This window comes from Streptomyces sp. NPDC096132 (assembly GCF_044763345.1).
Taxonomy (GTDB): domain Bacteria; phylum Actinomycetota; class Actinomycetes; order Streptomycetales; family Streptomycetaceae; genus Streptomyces.
On sequence record NZ_JBIWGA010000009.1, the window covers coordinates 148,892 to 167,266 of the forward strand.

At 70.5% G+C, this 18,375-nt stretch carries 17 protein-coding genes and 1 pseudogene; 7 read left to right on the forward strand and 11 right to left on the reverse strand.

All coding sequences use genetic code 11. The features are described 5' to 3' along the window. Window positions 1-46: 46 nt before the first annotated feature. The 5 genes and pseudogenes from ACIRF9_RS22585 to ACIRF9_RS22605 form a co-directional block, all read left to right on the forward strand. Window positions 47-913, forward strand: coding sequence for an ABC transporter ATP-binding protein (locus ACIRF9_RS22585; RefSeq protein ID WP_403824958.1), 867 nt, complete (start codon window positions 47-49; stop codon window positions 911-913). Further along, window positions 910-1,755, forward strand: a complete 846-nt coding sequence (locus ACIRF9_RS22590) for an ABC transporter permease (protein WP_403824961.1) — start codon at window positions 910-912, stop codon at window positions 1,753-1,755. Before ACIRF9_RS22585 ends, ACIRF9_RS22590 begins: the two co-directional genes overlap by 4 nt. After that, window positions 1,752-2,957, forward strand: a complete 1,206-nt coding sequence (locus ACIRF9_RS22595; RefSeq protein ID WP_403824964.1) for a sensor histidine kinase — start codon at window positions 1,752-1,754, stop codon at window positions 2,955-2,957. The genes ACIRF9_RS22590 and ACIRF9_RS22595 overlap by 4 nt, the downstream gene beginning before the upstream one ends. Further along, the gene (locus ACIRF9_RS22600) at window positions 2,954-3,580 is read left to right on the forward strand and encodes a response regulator (protein ID WP_403824967.1); all 627 of its coding nucleotides are present in this window, start codon (window positions 2,954-2,956) and stop codon (window positions 3,578-3,580) included. Before ACIRF9_RS22595 ends, ACIRF9_RS22600 begins: the two co-directional genes overlap by 4 nt. Window positions 3,581-3,658: 78 nt before the next feature. Next, window positions 3,659-3,775, forward strand: a pseudogene (locus tag ACIRF9_RS22605) (DNA-binding response regulator); the annotation flags it as partial. Between the two features lie 9 nt (window positions 3,776-3,784). Here ACIRF9_RS22605 and ACIRF9_RS22610 read toward each other — a convergent pair. The 3 genes from ACIRF9_RS22610 to ACIRF9_RS22620 all read right to left on the reverse strand — a co-directional run bounded on the left by ACIRF9_RS22610 (window position 3,785) and on the right by ACIRF9_RS22620 (window position 6,596). Continuing rightward, the gene (locus tag ACIRF9_RS22610; protein ID WP_403824970.1) at window positions 3,785-4,429 is read right to left on the reverse strand and encodes a hypothetical protein; all 645 of its coding nucleotides are present in this window, start codon (window positions 4,427-4,429) and stop codon (window positions 3,785-3,787) included. A gap of 180 nt (window positions 4,430-4,609) precedes the next feature. Then, on the reverse strand, window positions 4,610-5,872 hold the full coding sequence (hisS, locus tag ACIRF9_RS22615) for a histidine--tRNA ligase (RefSeq protein WP_403824973.1): 1,263 nt from the start codon (window positions 5,870-5,872) through the stop codon (window positions 4,610-4,612). A gap of 13 nt (window positions 5,873-5,885) precedes the next feature. After that, window positions 5,886-6,596 carry an MBL fold metallo-hydrolase gene (locus ACIRF9_RS22620; RefSeq protein ID WP_403824975.1) on the reverse strand — a complete coding sequence of 237 codons (711 nt, stop codon included), beginning with the start codon at window positions 6,594-6,596 and terminating at the stop codon, window positions 5,886-5,888. Window positions 6,597-6,774: 178 nt separating this feature from the next. Here ACIRF9_RS22620 and ACIRF9_RS22625 point away from each other — a divergent pair, with 178 nt between their 5' ends. Next, complete coding sequence (locus tag ACIRF9_RS22625; RefSeq protein WP_403824978.1) at window positions 6,775-7,596, forward strand: peptidylprolyl isomerase; 822 nt, start codon at window positions 6,775-6,777, stop codon at window positions 7,594-7,596. A 166-nt stretch (window positions 7,597-7,762) separates the two neighbouring features. Then, the gene (locus tag ACIRF9_RS22630) at window positions 7,763-8,992 is read left to right on the forward strand and encodes a DUF349 domain-containing protein (protein ID WP_403824981.1); all 1,230 of its coding nucleotides are present in this window, start codon (window positions 7,763-7,765) and stop codon (window positions 8,990-8,992) included. A gap of 62 nt (window positions 8,993-9,054) precedes the next feature. On the opposite strand, the gene ACIRF9_RS22635 is transcribed toward ACIRF9_RS22630, so the two are convergent. The 8 genes from ACIRF9_RS22635 to ruvC form a co-directional block, all read right to left on the reverse strand. Then, the gene (locus ACIRF9_RS22635; RefSeq protein WP_403824984.1) at window positions 9,055-11,550 is read right to left on the reverse strand and encodes a RelA/SpoT family protein; all 2,496 of its coding nucleotides are present in this window, start codon (window positions 11,548-11,550) and stop codon (window positions 9,055-9,057) included. A 181-nt stretch (window positions 11,551-11,731) separates the two neighbouring features. After that, the gene (locus tag ACIRF9_RS22640) at window positions 11,732-12,271 is read right to left on the reverse strand and encodes an adenine phosphoribosyltransferase (protein ID WP_403824987.1); all 540 of its coding nucleotides are present in this window, start codon (window positions 12,269-12,271) and stop codon (window positions 11,732-11,734) included. Further along, a complete protein-coding gene (secF, locus tag ACIRF9_RS22645) occupies window positions 12,268-13,371 on the reverse strand; it encodes a protein translocase subunit SecF (protein WP_403824990.1) in 1,104 nt (367 codons plus the stop codon). Before secF ends, ACIRF9_RS22640 begins: the two co-directional genes overlap by 4 nt. Before the next feature lie 5 nt (window positions 13,372-13,376). Beyond that, window positions 13,377-15,152, reverse strand: a complete 1,776-nt coding sequence (gene secD / locus ACIRF9_RS22650) for a protein translocase subunit SecD (RefSeq protein ID WP_403824993.1) — start codon at window positions 15,150-15,152, stop codon at window positions 13,377-13,379. Between the two features lie 130 nt (window positions 15,153-15,282). Beyond that, the gene (yajC, locus tag ACIRF9_RS22655; RefSeq protein ID WP_403824996.1) at window positions 15,283-15,807 is read right to left on the reverse strand and encodes a preprotein translocase subunit YajC; all 525 of its coding nucleotides are present in this window, start codon (window positions 15,805-15,807) and stop codon (window positions 15,283-15,285) included. A gap of 178 nt (window positions 15,808-15,985) precedes the next feature. After that, window positions 15,986-17,080, reverse strand: a complete 1,095-nt coding sequence (gene ruvB / locus ACIRF9_RS22660) for a Holliday junction branch migration DNA helicase RuvB (protein WP_403824999.1) — start codon at window positions 17,078-17,080, stop codon at window positions 15,986-15,988. A 47-nt stretch (window positions 17,081-17,127) separates the two neighbouring features. Next, on the reverse strand, window positions 17,128-17,733 hold the full coding sequence (ruvA, locus tag ACIRF9_RS22665; RefSeq protein ID WP_403825002.1) for a Holliday junction branch migration protein RuvA: 606 nt from the start codon (window positions 17,731-17,733) through the stop codon (window positions 17,128-17,130). Continuing rightward, on the reverse strand, window positions 17,730-18,278 hold the full coding sequence (gene ruvC / locus ACIRF9_RS22670; protein ID WP_403825005.1) for a crossover junction endodeoxyribonuclease RuvC: 549 nt from the start codon (window positions 18,276-18,278) through the stop codon (window positions 17,730-17,732). The genes ruvA and ruvC overlap by 4 nt, the downstream gene beginning before the upstream one ends. Window positions 18,279-18,375: the final 97 nt, after the last annotated feature.

Below are 18,375 nucleotides of genomic sequence, written 5' to 3' on the forward strand. Positions count from 1 at the left end.
ACGCACGGTCGTCCCGGGACGTTCGGATCCGGCCGAGTCTCGAAGCATGACAACACACGCGAACGAACTCGCGGTGGACGTACGGGGGCTGCGCAAGCAGTACGGGGACGTGACCGCGGTGGACGGCATCGATCTGGGAATCCGCGCGGGCGAGGTGTTCGGGCTGCTCGGACCGAACGGCGCCGGCAAGAGCACCACGGTGGAGATCCTCCAGGGGCACCGCGACCGGGACGCGGGCGAGGTCAGGGTGCTGGGCGCGGACCCGGCGACGGGCACACGCGCGTGGCGCTCACGTGTCGGAATCGTCTGGCAGGACGAATCCGCGCCCGCCGAGTTGACGGTCCGCGAGACCGTGCGGCACTTCGCGCGCTACTACCCGAGGCCGCGCGACCCGGAGCGGGTGATCGGGCTGGTGGGTCTGGAGGCGAAGGCGGACAGCCGGACGAAGACGCTCTCGGGCGGTCAGCGCCGGCGGCTGGACGTCGCGCTGGGCGTGATCGGGGACCCGGACCTGCTGCTCCTCGACGAGCCGACGACCGGCTTCGATCCGGCCGCCCGGCGTCGGTTCTGGGAGCTGATCCGCACCCTCGCGGGCGAGGGCACGACCATCCTCCTCACCACGCACTACCTGGAGGAGGCGGAAGCACTCGCCGACAGGCTGGCGGTCGTGGCCCGGGGCCGGGTGGTCGCCGAGGGCGAGCCGGCCGCGCTGCGGGAGCGGTACGGCACCGGCGCGACGGTCGCCTGGACGGAACCCGACGGCACCGTGCGGACCACGCACACGGACACACCCACGCGCACGATCGCCGAGCTGACGCACCGCTTCGACGGCGAGATCCCGGGGCTGACGGTGACCCGCCCCACGCTGGAGGACGTGTACCTGAGCCTGACCGGACAGGAGGACGCACGATGACCACGACCGTCGCGGCACCGCCCGCGGAAGCCGTTTCCGCGCGCCTGCCCTCCGCCTGGACGCTCGGCCTGCAGCGGGGCGCCCTCGAACTGAGGCAGTTCTTCCGCCAGCGCGAGCAGGTGGTCTTCACCTTCGCCTTCCCGGTCGTCTTCCTCTTCCTTTTCGCGTCGATCTTCAAGGACGACGTCAGCGGGGCGGGCATCACCGCCTCACAGCTGTACGTCCCGGCGATGACGGCCGCCGGCATCATGTCGACGAGCTTCCAGTCCCTCGGCATCTCGATCGCGATCGAGCGGGACGAGAAGGTGCTGCGCCGGCTGCGCGGCACGCCGATGCCGCCGGCCGCGTACTTCCTGGGCAAGATCTGGCTGGTTCTGGTCACGGGCGCGCTGGAGACGGCCGTGCTGCTGCTGGTCGGCACCACGCTGTACGACGTCGACCTGCCGTCGTCGGCGGCCCGCTGGTTCGACCTCGCCTGGATCTTCGTCCTCGGGCTCACCGCGTGTGCGCTGCTCGGCATAGCGATCAGCTCGGTCCCGAAGTCGGGCCGGAGCGCGACCTCCGTCGTCGTCCTGCCCTTCCTGGTCCTGCAGTTCATCTCCGGGGTGTACATCGCCATCGACACAATCCCGGACTGGATGCTGACCGTCGGGGCGCTGTTCCCGCTGAAGTGGATGTGCCAGGGGTTGCGCGGGGTGTTCCTGCCGGAGTCGGCGCAGGTCCTGGAGCAGGCGGGCAGTTGGGAGTTCGGGCGCGTGGCCCTGGTCCTGGGGGCGTGGTGCGTCGGAGGATTGGTGCTGTGTCTGCTGACCTTCCGGTGGAAGAACCGGCGCGACGGATGAGCGGCCGGTCCGAGGCCGGCACGCACATCTGGGACGGTTCCTTCCGCCTCTGGGACGTGTACTTCGCGCTGGTCTGGGTGGCCACCCTGGTGACCGTGCTCGGCACGGCACATCCGGGGTGGCCCGTCCGTGTGGTCGCGGCGGCGCTGCTGGTGCCGTTGGCGCCCTGGTACGTCGTGGTGGGCCGTCCCCTGCTGGTGGGTGAACCGGTGCCGGACGACCCCCGGGCGCTGCGCTATCTCATCGGTGAGATGGCGCTGTTCCTGCCGTCGGCGGTGCTGGTGGGCGAGACGCGGACGATGACGTTCGCCCTGGTCCCGCAGTGCTTCATGACCATGAAGCTGCCCCGGGCCCTGGTCGCGGTGACGGTCATCAACATCGCGCCGGTGGTGGGCTGGGCGCTGCTGTGGTGGCCCAGCGACCAGGACGTCTTCTTCAACGGCCTGTTCGCCCTGGTCACCCTCGTCTTCTCGGCGGCCGTCGGCAGCTGGATCATCCGGATCATCGAACAGAGCGCGGAACGCGCCGACCTGATCGCCGAGTTGGACGCCAGCCGCAGCGAGGTGGCCCGGCTGTCGGCGGCCCATGGCGCGCTCGCGGAGCGGGAGCGGATGGCCCGCGAGATCCACGACACGCTCGCGCAGGGCTTCACCAGCCTGCTGATGCTGACGCAGGCGGTGGAGGCGGAGCTGGAGACGGACGTGGCGCAGGCCCGCGTCCATCTGCGGCTGATGGACGAGACCGCCCGGCAGAACCTGGCCGAGGCCCGTGCCCTGGTCGCGGGCGGTGCCCCCGCCGACCTGGCAGGGACCTCCCTGCCGCACGCCCTGGACCGGCTGGCCGGCCGGCAGGGGGCGACGCTGGAGGTCACCGGGCCGGTGCGCGCGCTGCCCGCCGGGCCGGAGGTGGTGGCTCTGCGCTCCTGCCAGGAGGCTCTGACCAACGCCCGTCGGCACGCGGGGAGTTCGGCGCGGGTCGTGATCTGTGCGACGTACGACGACAAGGGGCTGACGGTGTCGGTGCGGGACGACGGCCGGGGTTTCGATCCGTCCGCCGCCTCGGACGGTTATGGTCTGGCGGGGCTGCGGGCGCGGGCCGCCGAGGTGGGCGGTACGACCCGGGTCCGCAGTGCGCCCGGCGAGGGAACGACGGTGACGGTCCATCTGCCCGTGCCGGCCGAGGTGAGGAGTGAGACCCCGTGATCCGGATCATCCTCGCCGACGACCATCCTGTCGTACGGGAGGGGCTGCGGGCGATGCTGAGCGCCGAGCCGGACCTGGAGGTCGTCGCCGACGCGGAGAGCGGGCCCCGGGCGGAGGCCCTGGCCGCCGAACTGCGCCCCGACATCGTGCTGATGGACCTGCGGATGCCGGGTGGCGGCGGTGTGGAGTCGATCGTGCGGATGACGGAGGCCGGGCTGCCGTGCCGGGTGATCGTCCTGACGACGTACGAGACGGACCGGGACATCCTGCGGGCCGTGGAGGCGGGTGCGGCGGGCTACCTGCTGAAGGATCTGCCCCGGGGCCGGTTGGCGGAGGCCGTACGGGCGGCGGCCCGCGGCGAGACGGTCCTCGCGCCGTCGGTGGCGGCCCGCCTGGTCGACCAGTTACGCACCAAGCCGGAACGCCCGCATCTGTCGGCGCGCGAGACGGCGGTGCTGCGGCTGGTGGCGGAGGGCTGCACCAACGCCGAGATCGGCAGGCGTCTGTTCATCGGGGAGTCGACGGTGAAGACCCATCTCCTGCGCGTCTTCGGCAAGCTGGGCGTCGACGACCGCACCGCAGCCGTCACCAGCGCCATGCGCCACGGACTCCTCGCCCCATAGCCCCATCATCACCTCCCGCACCGAACAGACACCCGAGACCGGCAGGCGCCCCGCGCGGCGGCAGCCGCAAATCGATACAGCATCGGGGAGTCGACGGTGAAGACCCATCTCCTGCGCGCCTTCGGCAAGCTGGGCGTCGACGACCGCACCGCAGCCGTCACCAGCGCCATGCGCCACGGACTCCTCGCCCCATAACGGCGGCCGTCAGGCTCCGGTGCGGCAGGTCTGGGCCGACTCCAGCCACGGTGCCAGGGTCGTCACGAGGGTGACGAGGAGCGCGGTGAGCCAGACCCGGTACAGGTCCTCGGGCCGGGCGCGGCGGCGCGAGACCACCCACACCAGCCACGCGGCCGCCGCCCCGGCCGCCAGCGCCGACGCGATGCACAGGGGCACCGCGTAGTCCGGGAGCGGATGCTCGGGCAGGTGGATGCCGCCGGTGCAGTAGGTGCCGCGGGTCTGCCCGGCCGCCACCAGCAGGACGAGAAAGCTCGCGGGCACCGAAGGTATCCAGGCCGCGGCGCTCAGCAGCTTGTACCAGACCCCCTTCCAGCCCCGCAGGGCGCCCTTCAGGACCGCCCACATCGGCAGGACCGGTACGGCCATGATCACCACCGTCTGCCAGAGGGCGGCGTAGCGGTACTCCCAGCGCATCTGGGGGTTGTCGGCCCAGTAGTAGAGCAGGAAGACCCCGGACAGTGCGGTCACGAAGAGGAGCGCGGCCAGCGCGTGGGCCGGGACACGGGCCCGGGGCGTGCCGGGAAAGGACGCGGGCCACAGGATGTGGCGGGCCTCCGTGCCCGGTCCCGGGCCGACCGCTTCCCGCCAGCGCTCACTGATCACGAGTTTCACAGCGAGGTCCCCCCTTCGACTGCCACCTTTCGGACACCAGGAAGCCTGGCGGGTCGGGGACCGGATCACCTCCGTGGAAACACGTGAATCACCACGTACGCGGGCCCCAGGAGGCCGGGCGCATGAGGAAGGCGCCGGATCGGCCGACCCGGCGCCTTCCTCACTCGGTGAACCCGCGTGCTAGCCGAGCCGGGACTCCAGCTCCGCGACGATCTCGTTCACGCCGATCGCCGTCTGCTCGCCGGACTCCATGTCCTTGAGCTGGACGACGCCCTCGGCGAGGTCGCGTTCGCCGGCCACGATCGCGTAGCGGGCGCCGCTGCGGTTGGCGTTCTTCATCGCGCCCTTCAGCCCCTTCGCGCCGTAGGAGAAGTCGGCCGCGACCCCGAGCTTGCGCAGCTCGGTGATCTTCGCGAACAGCACCCGGCGGGCCTCCTCGCCCAGCGGGACGGCGTAGACGGAGGTCGCGGACGGCAGGTCGAGTTCGACGCCCTCCGCCTCCAGGGCGAGGACCGTGCGGTCGACGCCGAGCGCCCAGCCGACGGACGGCAGCGCGGGGCCGCCGATCATCTCCGACAGGCCGTCGTAGCGGCCGCCGCCACCCACTGCGGACTGGGAGCCCAGACCGTCGTGGACGAACTCGAAGGTCGTACGGGTGTAGTAGTCCAGACCGCGGACCAGCTTCGGGTCGTCCTCGAAGGAGACGCCGGCGGCCGTGATCAGCTCGCGGACCTCCTCGTGGTACGCCTTGCAGGCGTCGCAGAGGTAGTCCCGCAGCAGCGGGGCGTCCCCGAGCTGCTTCTGGACCGACTCGCGCTTGTCGTCCAGGACGCGGAGGGGGTTGATCTCGGAGCGGCGCAGGGTGTCCTCGTCCAGGTCGAGGCCGCGCAGGAAGTCCTGCAGCGCTGCCCGGTAGACCGGACGGCACTCCTTGTCGCCCAGGCTGTTGAGGAGGATGCGGAAGTTCCTGAGGCCCAGCGAGCGGTACGCCTGGTCGGCCAGGATGATCAGCTCGGCGTCGAGCGCCGGGTCCTCCGCGCCGATCGCCTCGGCGCCGACCTGGGAGAAGTGACGGTAGCGGCCCTTCTGGGGACGCTCGTAGCGGTAGTACGAGCCGGAGTACCAGAGCTTGACGGGGAGGTTGCCCGCCTTGTGCAGGTTGGCCTCCAGGGCGGCGCGCAGCACGGAGGCCGTGCCCTCGGGGCGCAGCGCCAGCTTGTCGCCGCCCTTGGTCTCGAAGGCGTACATCTCCTTGGTCACGATGTCGGTGGACTCACCCACACCGCGCGCGAACAGTTCCACGCTCTCGAAGCCGGGCGTCTCGACATAGCCGTAGCCGGAGTTGCGCAGCGGCGCGGCGATCGCCTCACGGACGGCGAGGTACTTGGCGGAGTCGGGCGGCAGAAGGTCGTACGTGCCCTTGGGGGCCTGGAAGGTACTCACGGAAGGTCTCTCGTCACATTCCTCGTCGGGGAGCCTGAGCTGCTCCCTGGCCGCCGGCGGCCACCTGCCGCAGATACGGGTTGGTGGCGCGCTCCTGGCCGATGGTCGTCTGGGGGCCGTGGCCGGACAGCACCACGGTCGAGTCGTCGAGCGGCAGGCACACGCGGGCCAGCGAGTCGAGCATCTCGGCCATGTCACCGCCGGGCAGGTCGGTGCGTCCGATGGAGCCGGCGAACAGCAGATCCCCGGAGAAGAAGACCGAGGGGATCTCGGTCGTCTCGGGCATCCGGAAGGTCACCGACCCCTTGGTATGGCCCGGCGCGTGCGCGACGGAGAACTCCAGACCCGCCAGGCCCAGTTGCACGCCGTCGGTCAGCTCACGAACGTCGTCCGGCTCCCCCACGGTCAGTTCGCCCATCAGCGGCATCCCGATGGAGCGGCCGAGCGCCTTCTCGGGGTCGCTCATCATGTACCGGTCCTCGGGGTGGATCCAGGCCGGTACGTCGTGCGCGCCGCACACGGGGACGACCGAGGCCACATGGTCGAGGTGGCCGTGGGTGAGGACGACGGCGACGGGCTTGAGCCGATGCTTCTTCAGTGCTTCCTCGACTCCGGGGGCCGCCTGGTGGCCCGGGTCGATGATCACGCACTCCTCACCGGCGGCGGGGGCGACGAGATAACAGTTCGTCCCCCAGGCCCCGGCGGGGAACCCGGCAATGAGCACGATCGTCCTTCGTTGTGTCGATACGGGCGGCTTACGAACGGCAACCGCCGCTGTCAGAGACTACCGGCGCTGCCGTTTCCTCAGCGAACCCATATACGGTACGGGGCACACGCACGCGGTCGGATCACAAGACGCACGCGTACCCGTCGACGTACGAGACGCACGAGGAGAGAACCCGGTGGTCACCCAGGAACAGCGCAAGCGTCAGCTCGCCCGGGAGAAGTTCTTGCGGCAGCAGCAGCGCCGCACGGCCGCGCGGCGCAAGGCGCGCGTGCGCAACTCGGTGATCGCGTCGGTCCTCGGCGTGATCCTGGTGGGCAGCCTCACGCTGTACACGACGGGCGTCCTCAAGGACGACAAGGACGACAAGGCGAACGCGAGCTCGGAGGCGAGCCCGGACGCGTCGCCCAGCGCCGTGAAGGACCCGTGCGAGAAGGCCGCCGCCGGCAAGGTCAAGGAGCTGACCTGGAAGAAGGAGCCGGCGATCACCATCGACAAGTCCGCCGACTACACCATGAAGCTGGCGACGACGTGCGGTGACATCGACATAGCGCTCAAGACGGCCGCGGCTCCGCACACGGTCAACTCGTTCGACTTCCTCGCCAACAAGGGCTACTTCGACCACACGAAGTGCCACCGCCTGACCACCAACGGCATCTACGTGCTGCAGTGCGGCGACCCGACGGGCAGCGGCAGCGGCGGGCCCGGCTACACCATTCCGGACGAGAACCTGAAGGACAAGAGCCTCAAGGACAACATCTACCCGGCGGGCACGGTCGCGATGGCCAACACCGGGCAGGCGCACACCGGCGGCAGCCAGTTCTTCCTCGTCTACCAGGACAGTTCGCTCCCGCCCAGCTACACCCCCTTCGGTACGGTGTCGGCCGAGGGCATGAAGGTCCTGAAGAAGATCGCCGCCGCGGGCGAGAACACCGGCGCCGGTGACGGTGCCCCGAACGCGACGGTCGTGATCGACAAGGCGACGGTCACGAAGTCCTGACGACCAGGGGCGCCGAGTGGCGACATCCGGGCGGCCAACAGCGGAATTTCGGTCGCGCTGGATGCGGACAGGCGCCCCGCCGGTCGCCTATGTTGGCCGTGACGAAACTGTGGACGATGCCCAGGGGCGCCGTAGCCCCTCGGAGGCATCATGTGGAGGAGGCGCTGTGAGCAGCGACCCGTGGGGCCGCGTCGACGAGACGGGGACCGTGTACGTGCGTACGGCCGACGGCGAGCAGGTCGTCGGATCCTGGCAGGCCGGCTCCCCCGAGGAGGCGCTGGCCTACTTCGAGCGCAAGTACGAGGGCCTGGTTGTCGAGATCGGCCTCCTCGAGAAGCGAGTGCAGACGACCGACCTGTCGGCCAAGGACGCCCAGGTCGCCATCGACCACATCCGTGAGCAGGTCGACGCACACCACGCGGTCGGCGACCTGGACGCGCTGAAGGGCCGGCTGGACAAGCTGGTGAAGGCGGTCGAGTCGCGCCGCGAGGAGCGCAAGCAGCAGCGGGCCAAGCAGTCCGACGAGGCCCGCAAGGCCAAGGAGGACCTGGTCGTCGAGGCGGAGCAGCTGGCGCAGTCCGACCAGTGGCGGGCGGCCGGTGAGCGGCTGCGGGCGCTGGTGGACACCTGGAAGGGCCTGCCGCGCCTGGACCGCAAGTCCGACGACGAGCTGTGGCACCGGTTCTCGCACGCGCGCTCGGCGTTCTCCAAGCGCCGCAAGGCCCACTTCGCGCAGCTGGACGCGCAGCGCGAGGAGGCCCGCCGGACGAAGGAGCGGCTGGTCGCCGAGGCCGAGGCGCTGTCGGGCTCGACGGACTGGGGTCCGACGGCCGCCCGCTACCGCGAGCTGATGGCCGACTGGAAGGCCGCGGGCCGCGCCCAGCGCGAGCACGAGGACGACCTGTGGAACCGCTTCCGCGGCGCCCAGGACATCTTCTTCGCCGCCCGCAGCTCGGTCTTCGCCGAGCGGGACGCCGAGCAGTCGGAGAACCTGAAGCTGAAGGAGGAGCTGGCCGAGGAGGCCGAGAAGCTCCTGCCGATCGGTGACCTGAAGTCGGCGCGCGCCACGTTCCGCTCGATCAACGAGCGCTGGGAGGCCATCGGCCATGTCCCGCGGGACGCCCGGCCGAAGGTCGAGGGCCGGATGCACACCGTGGAGCGGGCGATCCAGGAGGCCGAGGAGGCCGAGTGGCGCCGTACGAACCCGGAGGCACGCGCGCGTGCCGAGGGTCTGACCGGCCAGCTGCAGGCCGCGGTGGACAAGCTCGGGGCGCAGATCGAGCAGGCCCGTGCCCAGGGCAACTCCGCCCGTGCCGAGAAGCTGGAGCGCGAGCTGGAGGGCCGCCAGGCCCTGCTGGACCAGGCGCTGAAGGGTCTGCAGGAGTTCGGCGGCTGACACCGCCACCGGCATGAGGAAGGCCCCCGTACGCGGTGTACGGGGGCCTTCCTCATGCTCTGCTACGGGCGGCGGGCCGAGGTGACCCGGTAGACGTCGTACACGCCCTCCACGCCCCGTACGGCCTTCAGGACGTGGCCCAGGTGCTTCGGGTCGCCCATCTCGAACGTGAAGCGGGACGTGGCGACCCGGTCGCGGGAGGTCTGGACGGCCGCGGAGAGGATGTTGACGTGCTGGTCGGACAGGACGCGGGTGACGTCCGACAGCAGTCGCGAGCGGTCCAGGGCCTCGACCTGGATGGCGACCAGGAAGACCGAGGACTGGGTGGGTGCCCACTCGACCTCGAGGATGCGCTCCGGCTCACGGGACAGTGACTCCACGTTGACGCAGTCGCTGCGGTGAACCGATACGCCACTACCGCGGGTGACGAAACCGATGATCGGGTCACCGGGGACGGGCGTACAGCAGCGGGCCAGCTTGACCCAGACGTCGTCGACGCCCTTGACCACGACGCCGGGGTCCTGGTTGCTGCGCCGCTTGCGGCCCCGGGTGCGGGACGGCGGGACCGCCTCGTCGATCTCCTCGGTGGCCGCCTCCTCGCCGCCGAGCGCCTGCACCAGCTTCTGCACGACGTTCTGCGCGGCCACATGGCCCTCGCCGATCGCCGCGTACAGCGAGGAGATGTCCGGGTAGCGCATCTCGTGCGCGAGCGTGACGAGGGAGTCGCCGGTGAGGATGCGCTGGATCGGCAGGTTCTGCTTGCGCATCGCCCGCGCGATGGCGTCCTTGCCCTGCTCGATCGCCTCGTCGCGGCGCTCCTTGGAGAACCACGCCCGGATCTTGTTGCGGGCCCGCGGCGACTTGACGAAGCCGAGCCAGTCGCGGGACGGGCCGGCGCCGGTCGCCTTGGAGGTGAAGACCTCGACCAGGTCGCCGTTGTCCAGGGTCGATTCGAGCGGTACGAGCCTGCCGTTGACCCTCGCTCCTATGGTGCGGTGGCCGACCTCGGTGTGGACGGCGTAGGCGAAGTCAACCGGGGTGGCACCGGCCGGGAGCGCTATGACATCGCCCTTGGGGGTGAAGACGAAGACCTCGTTGCGGGACAGGTCGAAGCGCAGGGACTCCAGGAACTCGCTGGGGTCCTCGGTCTCCTTCTGCCAGTCGAGCAGCTGGCGCAGCCACGCCATGTCGTTGAGGTGGTCGTCCTTGCCCTTGCCGGCCTTCGGCACGTCGGTGCGGACCTTGGAGGCGCCGGCGACGGCCTCCTGCTTGTACTTCCAGTGCGCGGCGATGCCGTACTCGGCGCGGCGGTGCATGTCGAAGGTGCGGATCTGGAGTTCGACCGGCTTGCCGTTGGGCCCGATGACCGTCGTGTGCAGCGACTGGTACATGTTGAACTTGGGCATCGCGATGTAGTCCTTGAACCGCCCCGGAACCGGGTTCCAGCGGGCGTGGACGGTGCCCAGGGCCGCGTAGCAGTCGCGGACGGTGTCCACCAGGACGCGGATGCCCACCAGGTCGTAGATCTCCGCGAAGTCCCGGCCGCGGACGATCATCTTCTGGTAGACGCTGTAGTAGTGCTTGGGGCGGCCGGTGACGGTCGCCTTGATACGGGCGGCGCGCAGGTCCGACTGGACCTCGTCGGTCACTATGGCCAGATACTCGTCACGCTTCGGAGCCCTTTCGGCCACCAGCCGTACGATCTCGTCGTACATCTTGGGGTAGAGGATCGCGAAGGCGAGGTCCTCCAGCTCCCACTTGATGGTGTTCATGCCGAGGCGGTGGGCGAGCGGCGCGTAGATCTCGAGGGTCTCGCGCGCCTTCTTCTCCTGCTTCTCGCGCTTGAGGTAGCGCATGGTGCGCATGTTGTGCAGGCGGTCGGCGAGCTTGATGACCAGGACGCGCGGGTCCTTGGCCATGGCGACGACCATCTTGCGGACGGTCTCGGCCTGCGCGGCCTCGCCGAACTTCACCTTGTCCAGCTTGGTGACGCCGTCGACGAGCAGCGCGACGACGTCGCCGAAGTCGCGGCGCAGGTCGTCCAGACCGTACTCGGTGTCCTCGACGGTGTCGTGCAGCAGGCCCGCCATCAGCGTGGCCGGGTCCATGCCGAGTTCGGCGAGGATCGTGGTCACCGCGAGGGGGTGGGTGATGTACGGGTCGCCGCTCTTGCGCTTCTGACCGCGGTGCCAGCGCTCGGCGACCTGGTAGGCCTTCTCGATCTGGCGGAGGGTCGCCGTCTCGGTCTTGGGGTCGTTGCTGCGCACTATCCGCAGCAGCGGCTCCAGGACCGGGTTGTACGGGTTGGCGCGCTGGACGCCGAGGCGGGCGAGGCGGGCACGGACGCGGTTGGAGGAGCCGGAACGGGCCGGTGGCTGCGCCGCCGCCGCGCGCTCGGGCGGAGCCGGCTTCGGGCGCGGCTGCTCGGCCGGCTTGTCGACGGGCGCGGAACGGTCGTGCTCGACCGGTCCGTGTGCGTCGGCCGGCGCGGGCTTGGCCGCGGGCGCCGAGGCGGACTCGGGCTTGGCGGCGGTCAGGTGCTGGGCCTCGTCTGGCAAGAGGACTCCTCGTGCGCGATCCGGGTCCCCGGTCAGGCTCCGGAGGACCCATCGTAGCGATCCTGGGCTCCAGGATCGCCTTCAGGCCGATGTGAGGGCCGTCTACCCGAGAAACGCAAGAGGCGGGCGCCGGATTCCTCCGGGCCCGCCCCCTTGACGTACGGCGGTTTTCAGCCGTGGCTCAGACGGTCAGCAGGGCCTCCAGCGGGGCCCCGCCGAGCGCCGCCTCCAGACGGGGGCGACCGTCGAGGAAGCTCAGCTCCATCAGGACGGCGACGCCCGCGACCTCGGCGCCCGCACGGTGGATGAGCTGGATCGCCGCCTCGGCGGTGCCGCCGGTGGCGAGCACGTCGTCGACGATCAGGATCCGGTCGTCGGCGCCGATGTCCTCGGCGTGCACCTCGATCTCCGCCGAGCCGTACTCCAGGTCGTAGGACTGGGCGAGGGTGGCTCCGGGGAGCTTGCCCGCCTTGCGGACCGGGATGAAGCCGAGACCGGCGCGGACGGCGACCGGGGCGCCCAGGATGAAGCCCCGGGCCTCCAGGCCGACGACCTTGGTGGCGCCGGTGCGCTCGGCGATCTCGGCGACGGCGTCGGTGAGCGCGGTGAACGCGGCCGGGTCCGCCAGGAGCGGGGTGATGTCCTTGAACATCACGCCCTGCTCCGGGTAGTCGGCCACATCGCGGATGCGGCTGAGCAGCAGCTCCTTGATGTCGGTCATCGGCGCTTCCCCGAAGGCCGGCGACGGCTGCGCGGCCCGGACTGGTCGCGCGGTCCGACGACCGCCGGAGTGGCTTCCTCGGGCTCGCCCCCGAAGTCACCGCGGCTCTCGGCCAGTTCCTCGTCGGCCGCGGCCTGGGCGCGCTTGGCCAGGACGCGCTTCCTCAGGGCCTTCATCTGCGGCTCGCGCTCCTTGAGGTCGGCGACGAGCGGCGTGGCGATGAAGATCGAGGAGTAGGCACCGGCCGCGAGGCCGACGAACAGCGACAGCGAGATGTCGTTGAGCGTGCCCGCGCCGAGGACACCGCCGCCGATGAACAGCAGGCCCGCGACCGGCAGCAGCGCGACCACCGTGGTGTTGATGGAGCGGACCAGGGTGCCGTTGATCGAGCGGTTGGCGACCTCGCTGTAGGTGAAGCGGGTCTGCTTGGTGAGGTCCTTCGTCTGTTCCTTGAGGGAGTCGAAGACGACGACGGTGTCGTACAGCGAGTAACCGAGGATGGTCAGCAGACCGATCACCGTACCGGGCGTGACCTCGAAGCCGACAAGGGCGTAGATGCCGACCGTGATCGTGATGTCGTGGATCAGGGCGACGAGCGCCGCGATGGCCATGCGCCACTCGAAGGCGATCGCCAGATAGATCACGACCAGGATCATGAAGATCGCCAAGCCCTGCCAGGCCTTGTTTGCGATCTGGTCGCCCCAGCTGGGACCGACGAGGTCGGCGGCGATGGACTCCGAGTCGAGCTTGAAGTCCTTGGCGAGGTCTTCCTTGATCGCGTCGGACTGCTGGGTGTCCATGCCGGCGATCTGGATGCGCAGCGAGCCGTCGCCGAGCTTCTGGACGACCGCCTGGTGACCGGAGGCCGCCTCGGCGGAGTCCTCGGCCTGGGAGACGGAGACGTGGGTGTTCTTCGGGGTGGTGAAGACCGCGCCGCCCTGGAAGTCGATGCCCATGTTCAGGCCGCGCACCGCCAGGCCGAGGATGGCCGTGATGGTGATCAGGATCGAGATGCCGTACCAGAGCTTGCGGTGGCCGATGAAGTCGTAGCTGACCTCGCCACGGTGCAGTCGGGCGCCGAGGTTGCCGAGTTTCGACATCGCTCTCACGCCTCCTTCGTCTCGACGGGGGCGGAGGGACGGCGGGTGCGGCGCAGCGGTGGCTTGGCACCCAGGCTCTTCGGGTCGAGCCCGGACCACTTGTGGCCCTCGGCGAAGAACTTCCGGCGGGCCAGCAGCGTCATCAGCGGCTTGGTGAAGAAGAAGACCACGACGACGTCGAGGACGGTGGTCAGACCGAGCGTGAACGCGAAGCCCTGGACCTTGCCGACCGTGACGATGAACAGCACCGCGGCGGCGAGGAACGACACGAAGTCGGAGACCAGGATGGTGCGCCGGGCGCGCGGCCAGGCCCGCTCGACGGCGGGGCGCAGGGTGCGGCCCTCGCGGATCTCGTCCCGGACGCGTTCGAAGTACACGATGAACGAGTCCGCTGTGATACCGATCGCGACGATGGCACCACAGACCGCGGGCAGGTTGAGCGCGAAGCCGATGGCCGGGCCGAGCAGCGCCATGAGCACGTAGGTGAGGGCGCCGGAGACCAGCAGCGAGGCGATCGCGACGAGCGACAGACCCCGGTAGTAGGCCACCAGGTAGATCACGACCAGGGCGAGGCCGATGGCGCCGGCCAGCAGACCGGCGTGCAGCTGGTCACCGCCGAGCGCGGCGGTCACGGTGGTCACGCTCTGCTCCTTGAAGGAGAGCGGGAGCGCACCGTACGACAGCATGTTGGCGAGGTTCTGGGCCTCGTCCTGCGTGAAGCTGCCGGAGATCTGGGCGTTGCCACCGGTGATGGAGGACTGCACGTACGGGCTGGAGACGACATCGCCGTCGAGGACGATGGCGAACTCGTTCTGCGGCTGGGTGTTCTGCGCCAGCTGGGCGGTGACGTCCGCGAACTTCTTCGTGCCCTTGCCGTTGAAGTCCATGGTGACCTGCCAGCCGGCGGCGGTCTGCGTGTCGTAGACGGCCGAGGCCTTCTCGACCTCGGTGCCGTCGACGGCGGCCGGGCCGAGCAGGTACTTGTACCAGACGCCGTCGATCTCACCGCAGGCCACGGTCGCGTCGCCGGGCTTGACGCCCTCGCCGGCCTTGGTGCGGACGGACTTCTTGGTGCAGTCCAAGGACGCGTACTTGGCCTGGAGCGCGGCGGATTCGGCCTCGGCGGCGGCGTCGGCGCTGCTGCTCGCGGTGGCCGACGGGCTGGCCGAGGCCTTGGCGCTGGCGGACGACGACGGCGTGGAGTCGGCCTTCAGCGCGTCCGTGACGGCGCGGCCCTGCGAGGTGGCGGTGGCCGACGGGGACGACGAGGAGGTCGCCTTCTCACCGGTGGAGGTCGCCGAAGGGCTCGCCGTCGAGCTCGGCGAGGCGCTGGAGGAGCCGCTGGCGGACGCGCTCGGCGAGGCGGTGGCGGCGGTGCCGGTGGCCTCCTGGGCCAGCACCGGACGGAAGTACAGCTTGGCGGTGGTGCCGACCTGGTCCCGGGCTTCCTTGGAGTTGGTGCCCTTGGGGATGTTCACGATGATGTTGCGGTCGCCCTGGGTCTGCACCTCCGCCTCGGAGACACCCAGACCGTTGACACGGCGGTTCATGATCTCGACCGCGGTGTCCATGTTGGCCTTGTTGATCGCGGACCCCTGGTCGGCCTTGGCCTCCAGCGTGATGCTGGTGCCGCCGGCGAGGTCGATGCCAAGGCGCGGAGTCGTGTGCCCGGTGGCGAACATGCCTCCGGTGAGACCCACGATGGCGATCAGGATCAGGGCCAGCGAGCGCCCTGGCTTGCTCTGGGCGCTCGCGCTCCGGCCCTTCTTAGGTGCTGCCACCTTCTTGTACTCCCTCTCGGGCCGCCTCGTGCCTGGTCAGGGCGGCGGCCATGACATGTAGTCGGGATTCCCTGCGAGAAGCACACGCCCCGGAGCGCACGGGTGTGACCCGTGTGCCCCGGGGGCGTGACTACTTCTTCGCGTCGGAGTCGCCGTCGGTCTTCTCCGGCTCCTGGTCGGCGTCGGCCTTCGGGGCCTCGGTCGCGTCGGCCTCCTTCGCGTCCTCATCGGACGCGTCCTTCTTGCCGAGGTCGACGGACTTGTCGTCGGAGGCGGCGGCAGCTTCGTCGGCGGGCTCGTCGGCGTCGGCGGAGTCGGTGAGGGAGGAGGCGTCGTCCGGGACGACGTCGGAGTCGGACTTCAGGTCGTGCTCGATGCCGTGGACGATGCGGTTGTACTCGTCGTCGGTCAGGACGGCACCGATGGAGTTCTTGGCGAAGAGCAGTTCCACGCCCGGACCGGCGTCGAGGAGGACCGTGTCGTCACTGACCTCCTTGACCGTCGCGTACATGCCCCCGATGGTGCGGACGCCACTGCCTGGCTGCATTTGGTTCCGCATGTCGGCGGCCTGCTGCTGCTTCTTCTTGGCCGACCGGGTCATCAGGAACATGGCCCCGATGAGCACGATGAACGGGAGGAGGGTCACAGGACTCACGGGTCGGAACTTCCTTCAAGCGACCGCGATGGTTTGAGCGGCCTGATGGATGGGGGTTGGTTGTGTGCTGCCTACAAAGGCGGCATCGGCGGAGTCTAAGCGAGTCCGCGTGCATGGAACAACGCTCAGCATGGCACCTGGGTTCCTGGCCTCGCCATTGCCCCCGCCGATGAACCTCTCAGGTCCCGAACAGGTCCTGTTGTCCGTTTCCCGGCGTGGCGGTGCGGGGCGGGGTGAGGCCGAGGTGTGTCCAGGCGGCCGGGGTGGCCACCCGTCCGCGCGGGGTGCGGGCGAGCAGTCCCTCGCGTACGAGGAACGGCTCGGCCACCTCCTCCACTGTCTCGCGTTCCTCCCCCACCGCGACAGCCAGCGTGGACAGGCCGACCGGGCCGCCGCCGAACAGTTTCAGCAGCGCCTCCAGGACGGCGCGGTCGAGCCGGTCGAGGCCGCGCGCGTCGACCTCGTAGACGGCGAGGGCCGCCGAGGCGATGTCGCGCGTGATCACGCCGTCGGCCTTGACCTGCGCGTAGTCGCGGACGCGGCGCAGCAGGCGGTTGGCGATGCGGGGCGTGCCGCGGGAGCGGCCGGCGATCTCCGCCGCGCCGGCGGTGTCGATCTCGACGTCGAGGAGGTTCGCGGAGCGGTGGATCACCCGCTGCAGCTCGGCGGGCTCGTAGAACTCCATGTGCGCGGTGAAGCCGAAGCGGTCGCGCAGCGGGGGCGGCAGCAGGCCCGCGCGCGTGGTGGCGCCGACCAGGGTGAAGGGGGGCAGTTCGAGGGGGATGGCGGTGGCGCCGGGGCCCTTGCCGACGATGACGTCGACGCGGAAGTCCTCCATCGCCATGTACAGCATCTCCTCGGCGGGCCGGGACATGCGGTGGATCTCGTCGAGGAAGAGAACCTCGCCCTCCTGGAGGGAGGAGAGGATCGCGGCGAGGTCGCCCGCGTGCTGGATGGCGGGGCCGGAGGTGATGCGGATGGGGGCGCCCATCTCGGCCGCGATGATCATCGAGAGCGTGGTCTTGCCGAGGCCGGGGGCGCCGGAGAGCAGCACATGGTCGGCGGTCGCCCCACGCGCGCGTGCGGCGCGCAGGACGAGGTCGAGTTGTTCGCGGACCTTCTCCTGGCCGATGAACTCGCCCAGGTCCTTGGGGCGCAGAGCGGCCTCGACGGCCTGGTCCTCACGGTCGGCGACGGAGCCCACCAGCCGGTCGCCGGCGGGGCCGCCGTGCACCTCGGGGGCGTCGGTGTCGGTCGTGTCGTCCCAGTTCATGGATGTGCCTCAGGGGGTGGTGGGTCGGCGGGCGCGGTACGTCGGGGTCAGCGGGCTCGGTTCAGCGTCTGGAGGGCGGCCCTCAGGAGGTGGCCGACCTGGGGGGTGCCCTCCGCGGCCTCCGCCTGCGGGGTCACTGCCGCCACGGCCTCGTCGGCCTCGCGGGTCGCGTAGCCCAGGCCGATCAGGGCGGCATGCAGCTGGTCGCGCCAGCCCTGGCTGACCGGGGCGCCGATCGCGGGGGCGCCGACGGGCTCGCCGAGCCGGTCCTTCAGCTCCAGCAGGAGCTTCTGGGCGCCCTTCTTGCCGATGCCCGGGACGGCGATCAGCGCCTTCTCGTCGCCGGTCGACACGGCTCGGCGCAGCGCGTCCGGGGAGTGCACGGCGAGCATCGCCTGGGCGAGGCGCGGTCCGACCCCGCTCGCGGTCTGGAGCAGCTCGAAGACCTGGCGCTCGTCGTCGTCGACGAAGCCGTACAGCGTGAGGGAGTCCTCGCGGACGACCAGGGAGGTGGCCAGTTTCGTCTGCCGGCCCATGCGCAGCCCGGACAGGGTGTTGGGGGTGCACTGGACGGCGATGCCGATGCCGCCCACCTCGACCACCGCCGAGTCGGGGGCGAGGGCGGCGACCGGTCCGCTCACGAAGGCGATCATCCCGTACGGCCTTTCGATGCGATCGATGCTTTGTCTGCGTGCAGGGCGACGGCCTGCTGGAGCCGGTTCTGCGCGGGGGCGCGCCAGATGTGGCAGATGGCGAGGGCGAGGGCGTCGGCGGCGTCGGCGGGCTTCGGCGGCGCGCTCAGCCGCAGCAGCCGGGTCACCATGGCGCCGACCTGGGCCTTGTCGGCGCGTCCGCTGCCCGTGACGGCGGCCTTGACCTCGCTGGGGGTGTGCAGCGCGACGGGGATGCCGCGGCGGGCGGCGCACAGCATGGCGACGGCGCTGGCCTGTGCGGTGCCCATGACCGTACGGACGTTGTGCTGGCTGAACACGCGCTCCACGGCGACGAACTCGGGCCGGTACTCGTCCAGCCACTGTTCGATGCCCTGTTCGACGGCGACCAGGCGCAGGGCCGGCTCGGCGTCGGCCGGCGTGCGGACGACACCCACGCCGAGCATGGTGAGCGGCCGGCCCGCGACTCCCTCGACCACACCGACACCGCACCGGGTCAGTCCGGGGTCCACCCCGAGTACGCGCACGCGCCCCCTCCCTCTGGGCCTCGGCCCGTCGATCGCCTGTTTGTGCAGGCTATCGGGTGCCACTGACAACGGCGGCGGGCCGGTAGGACGTGTCCCA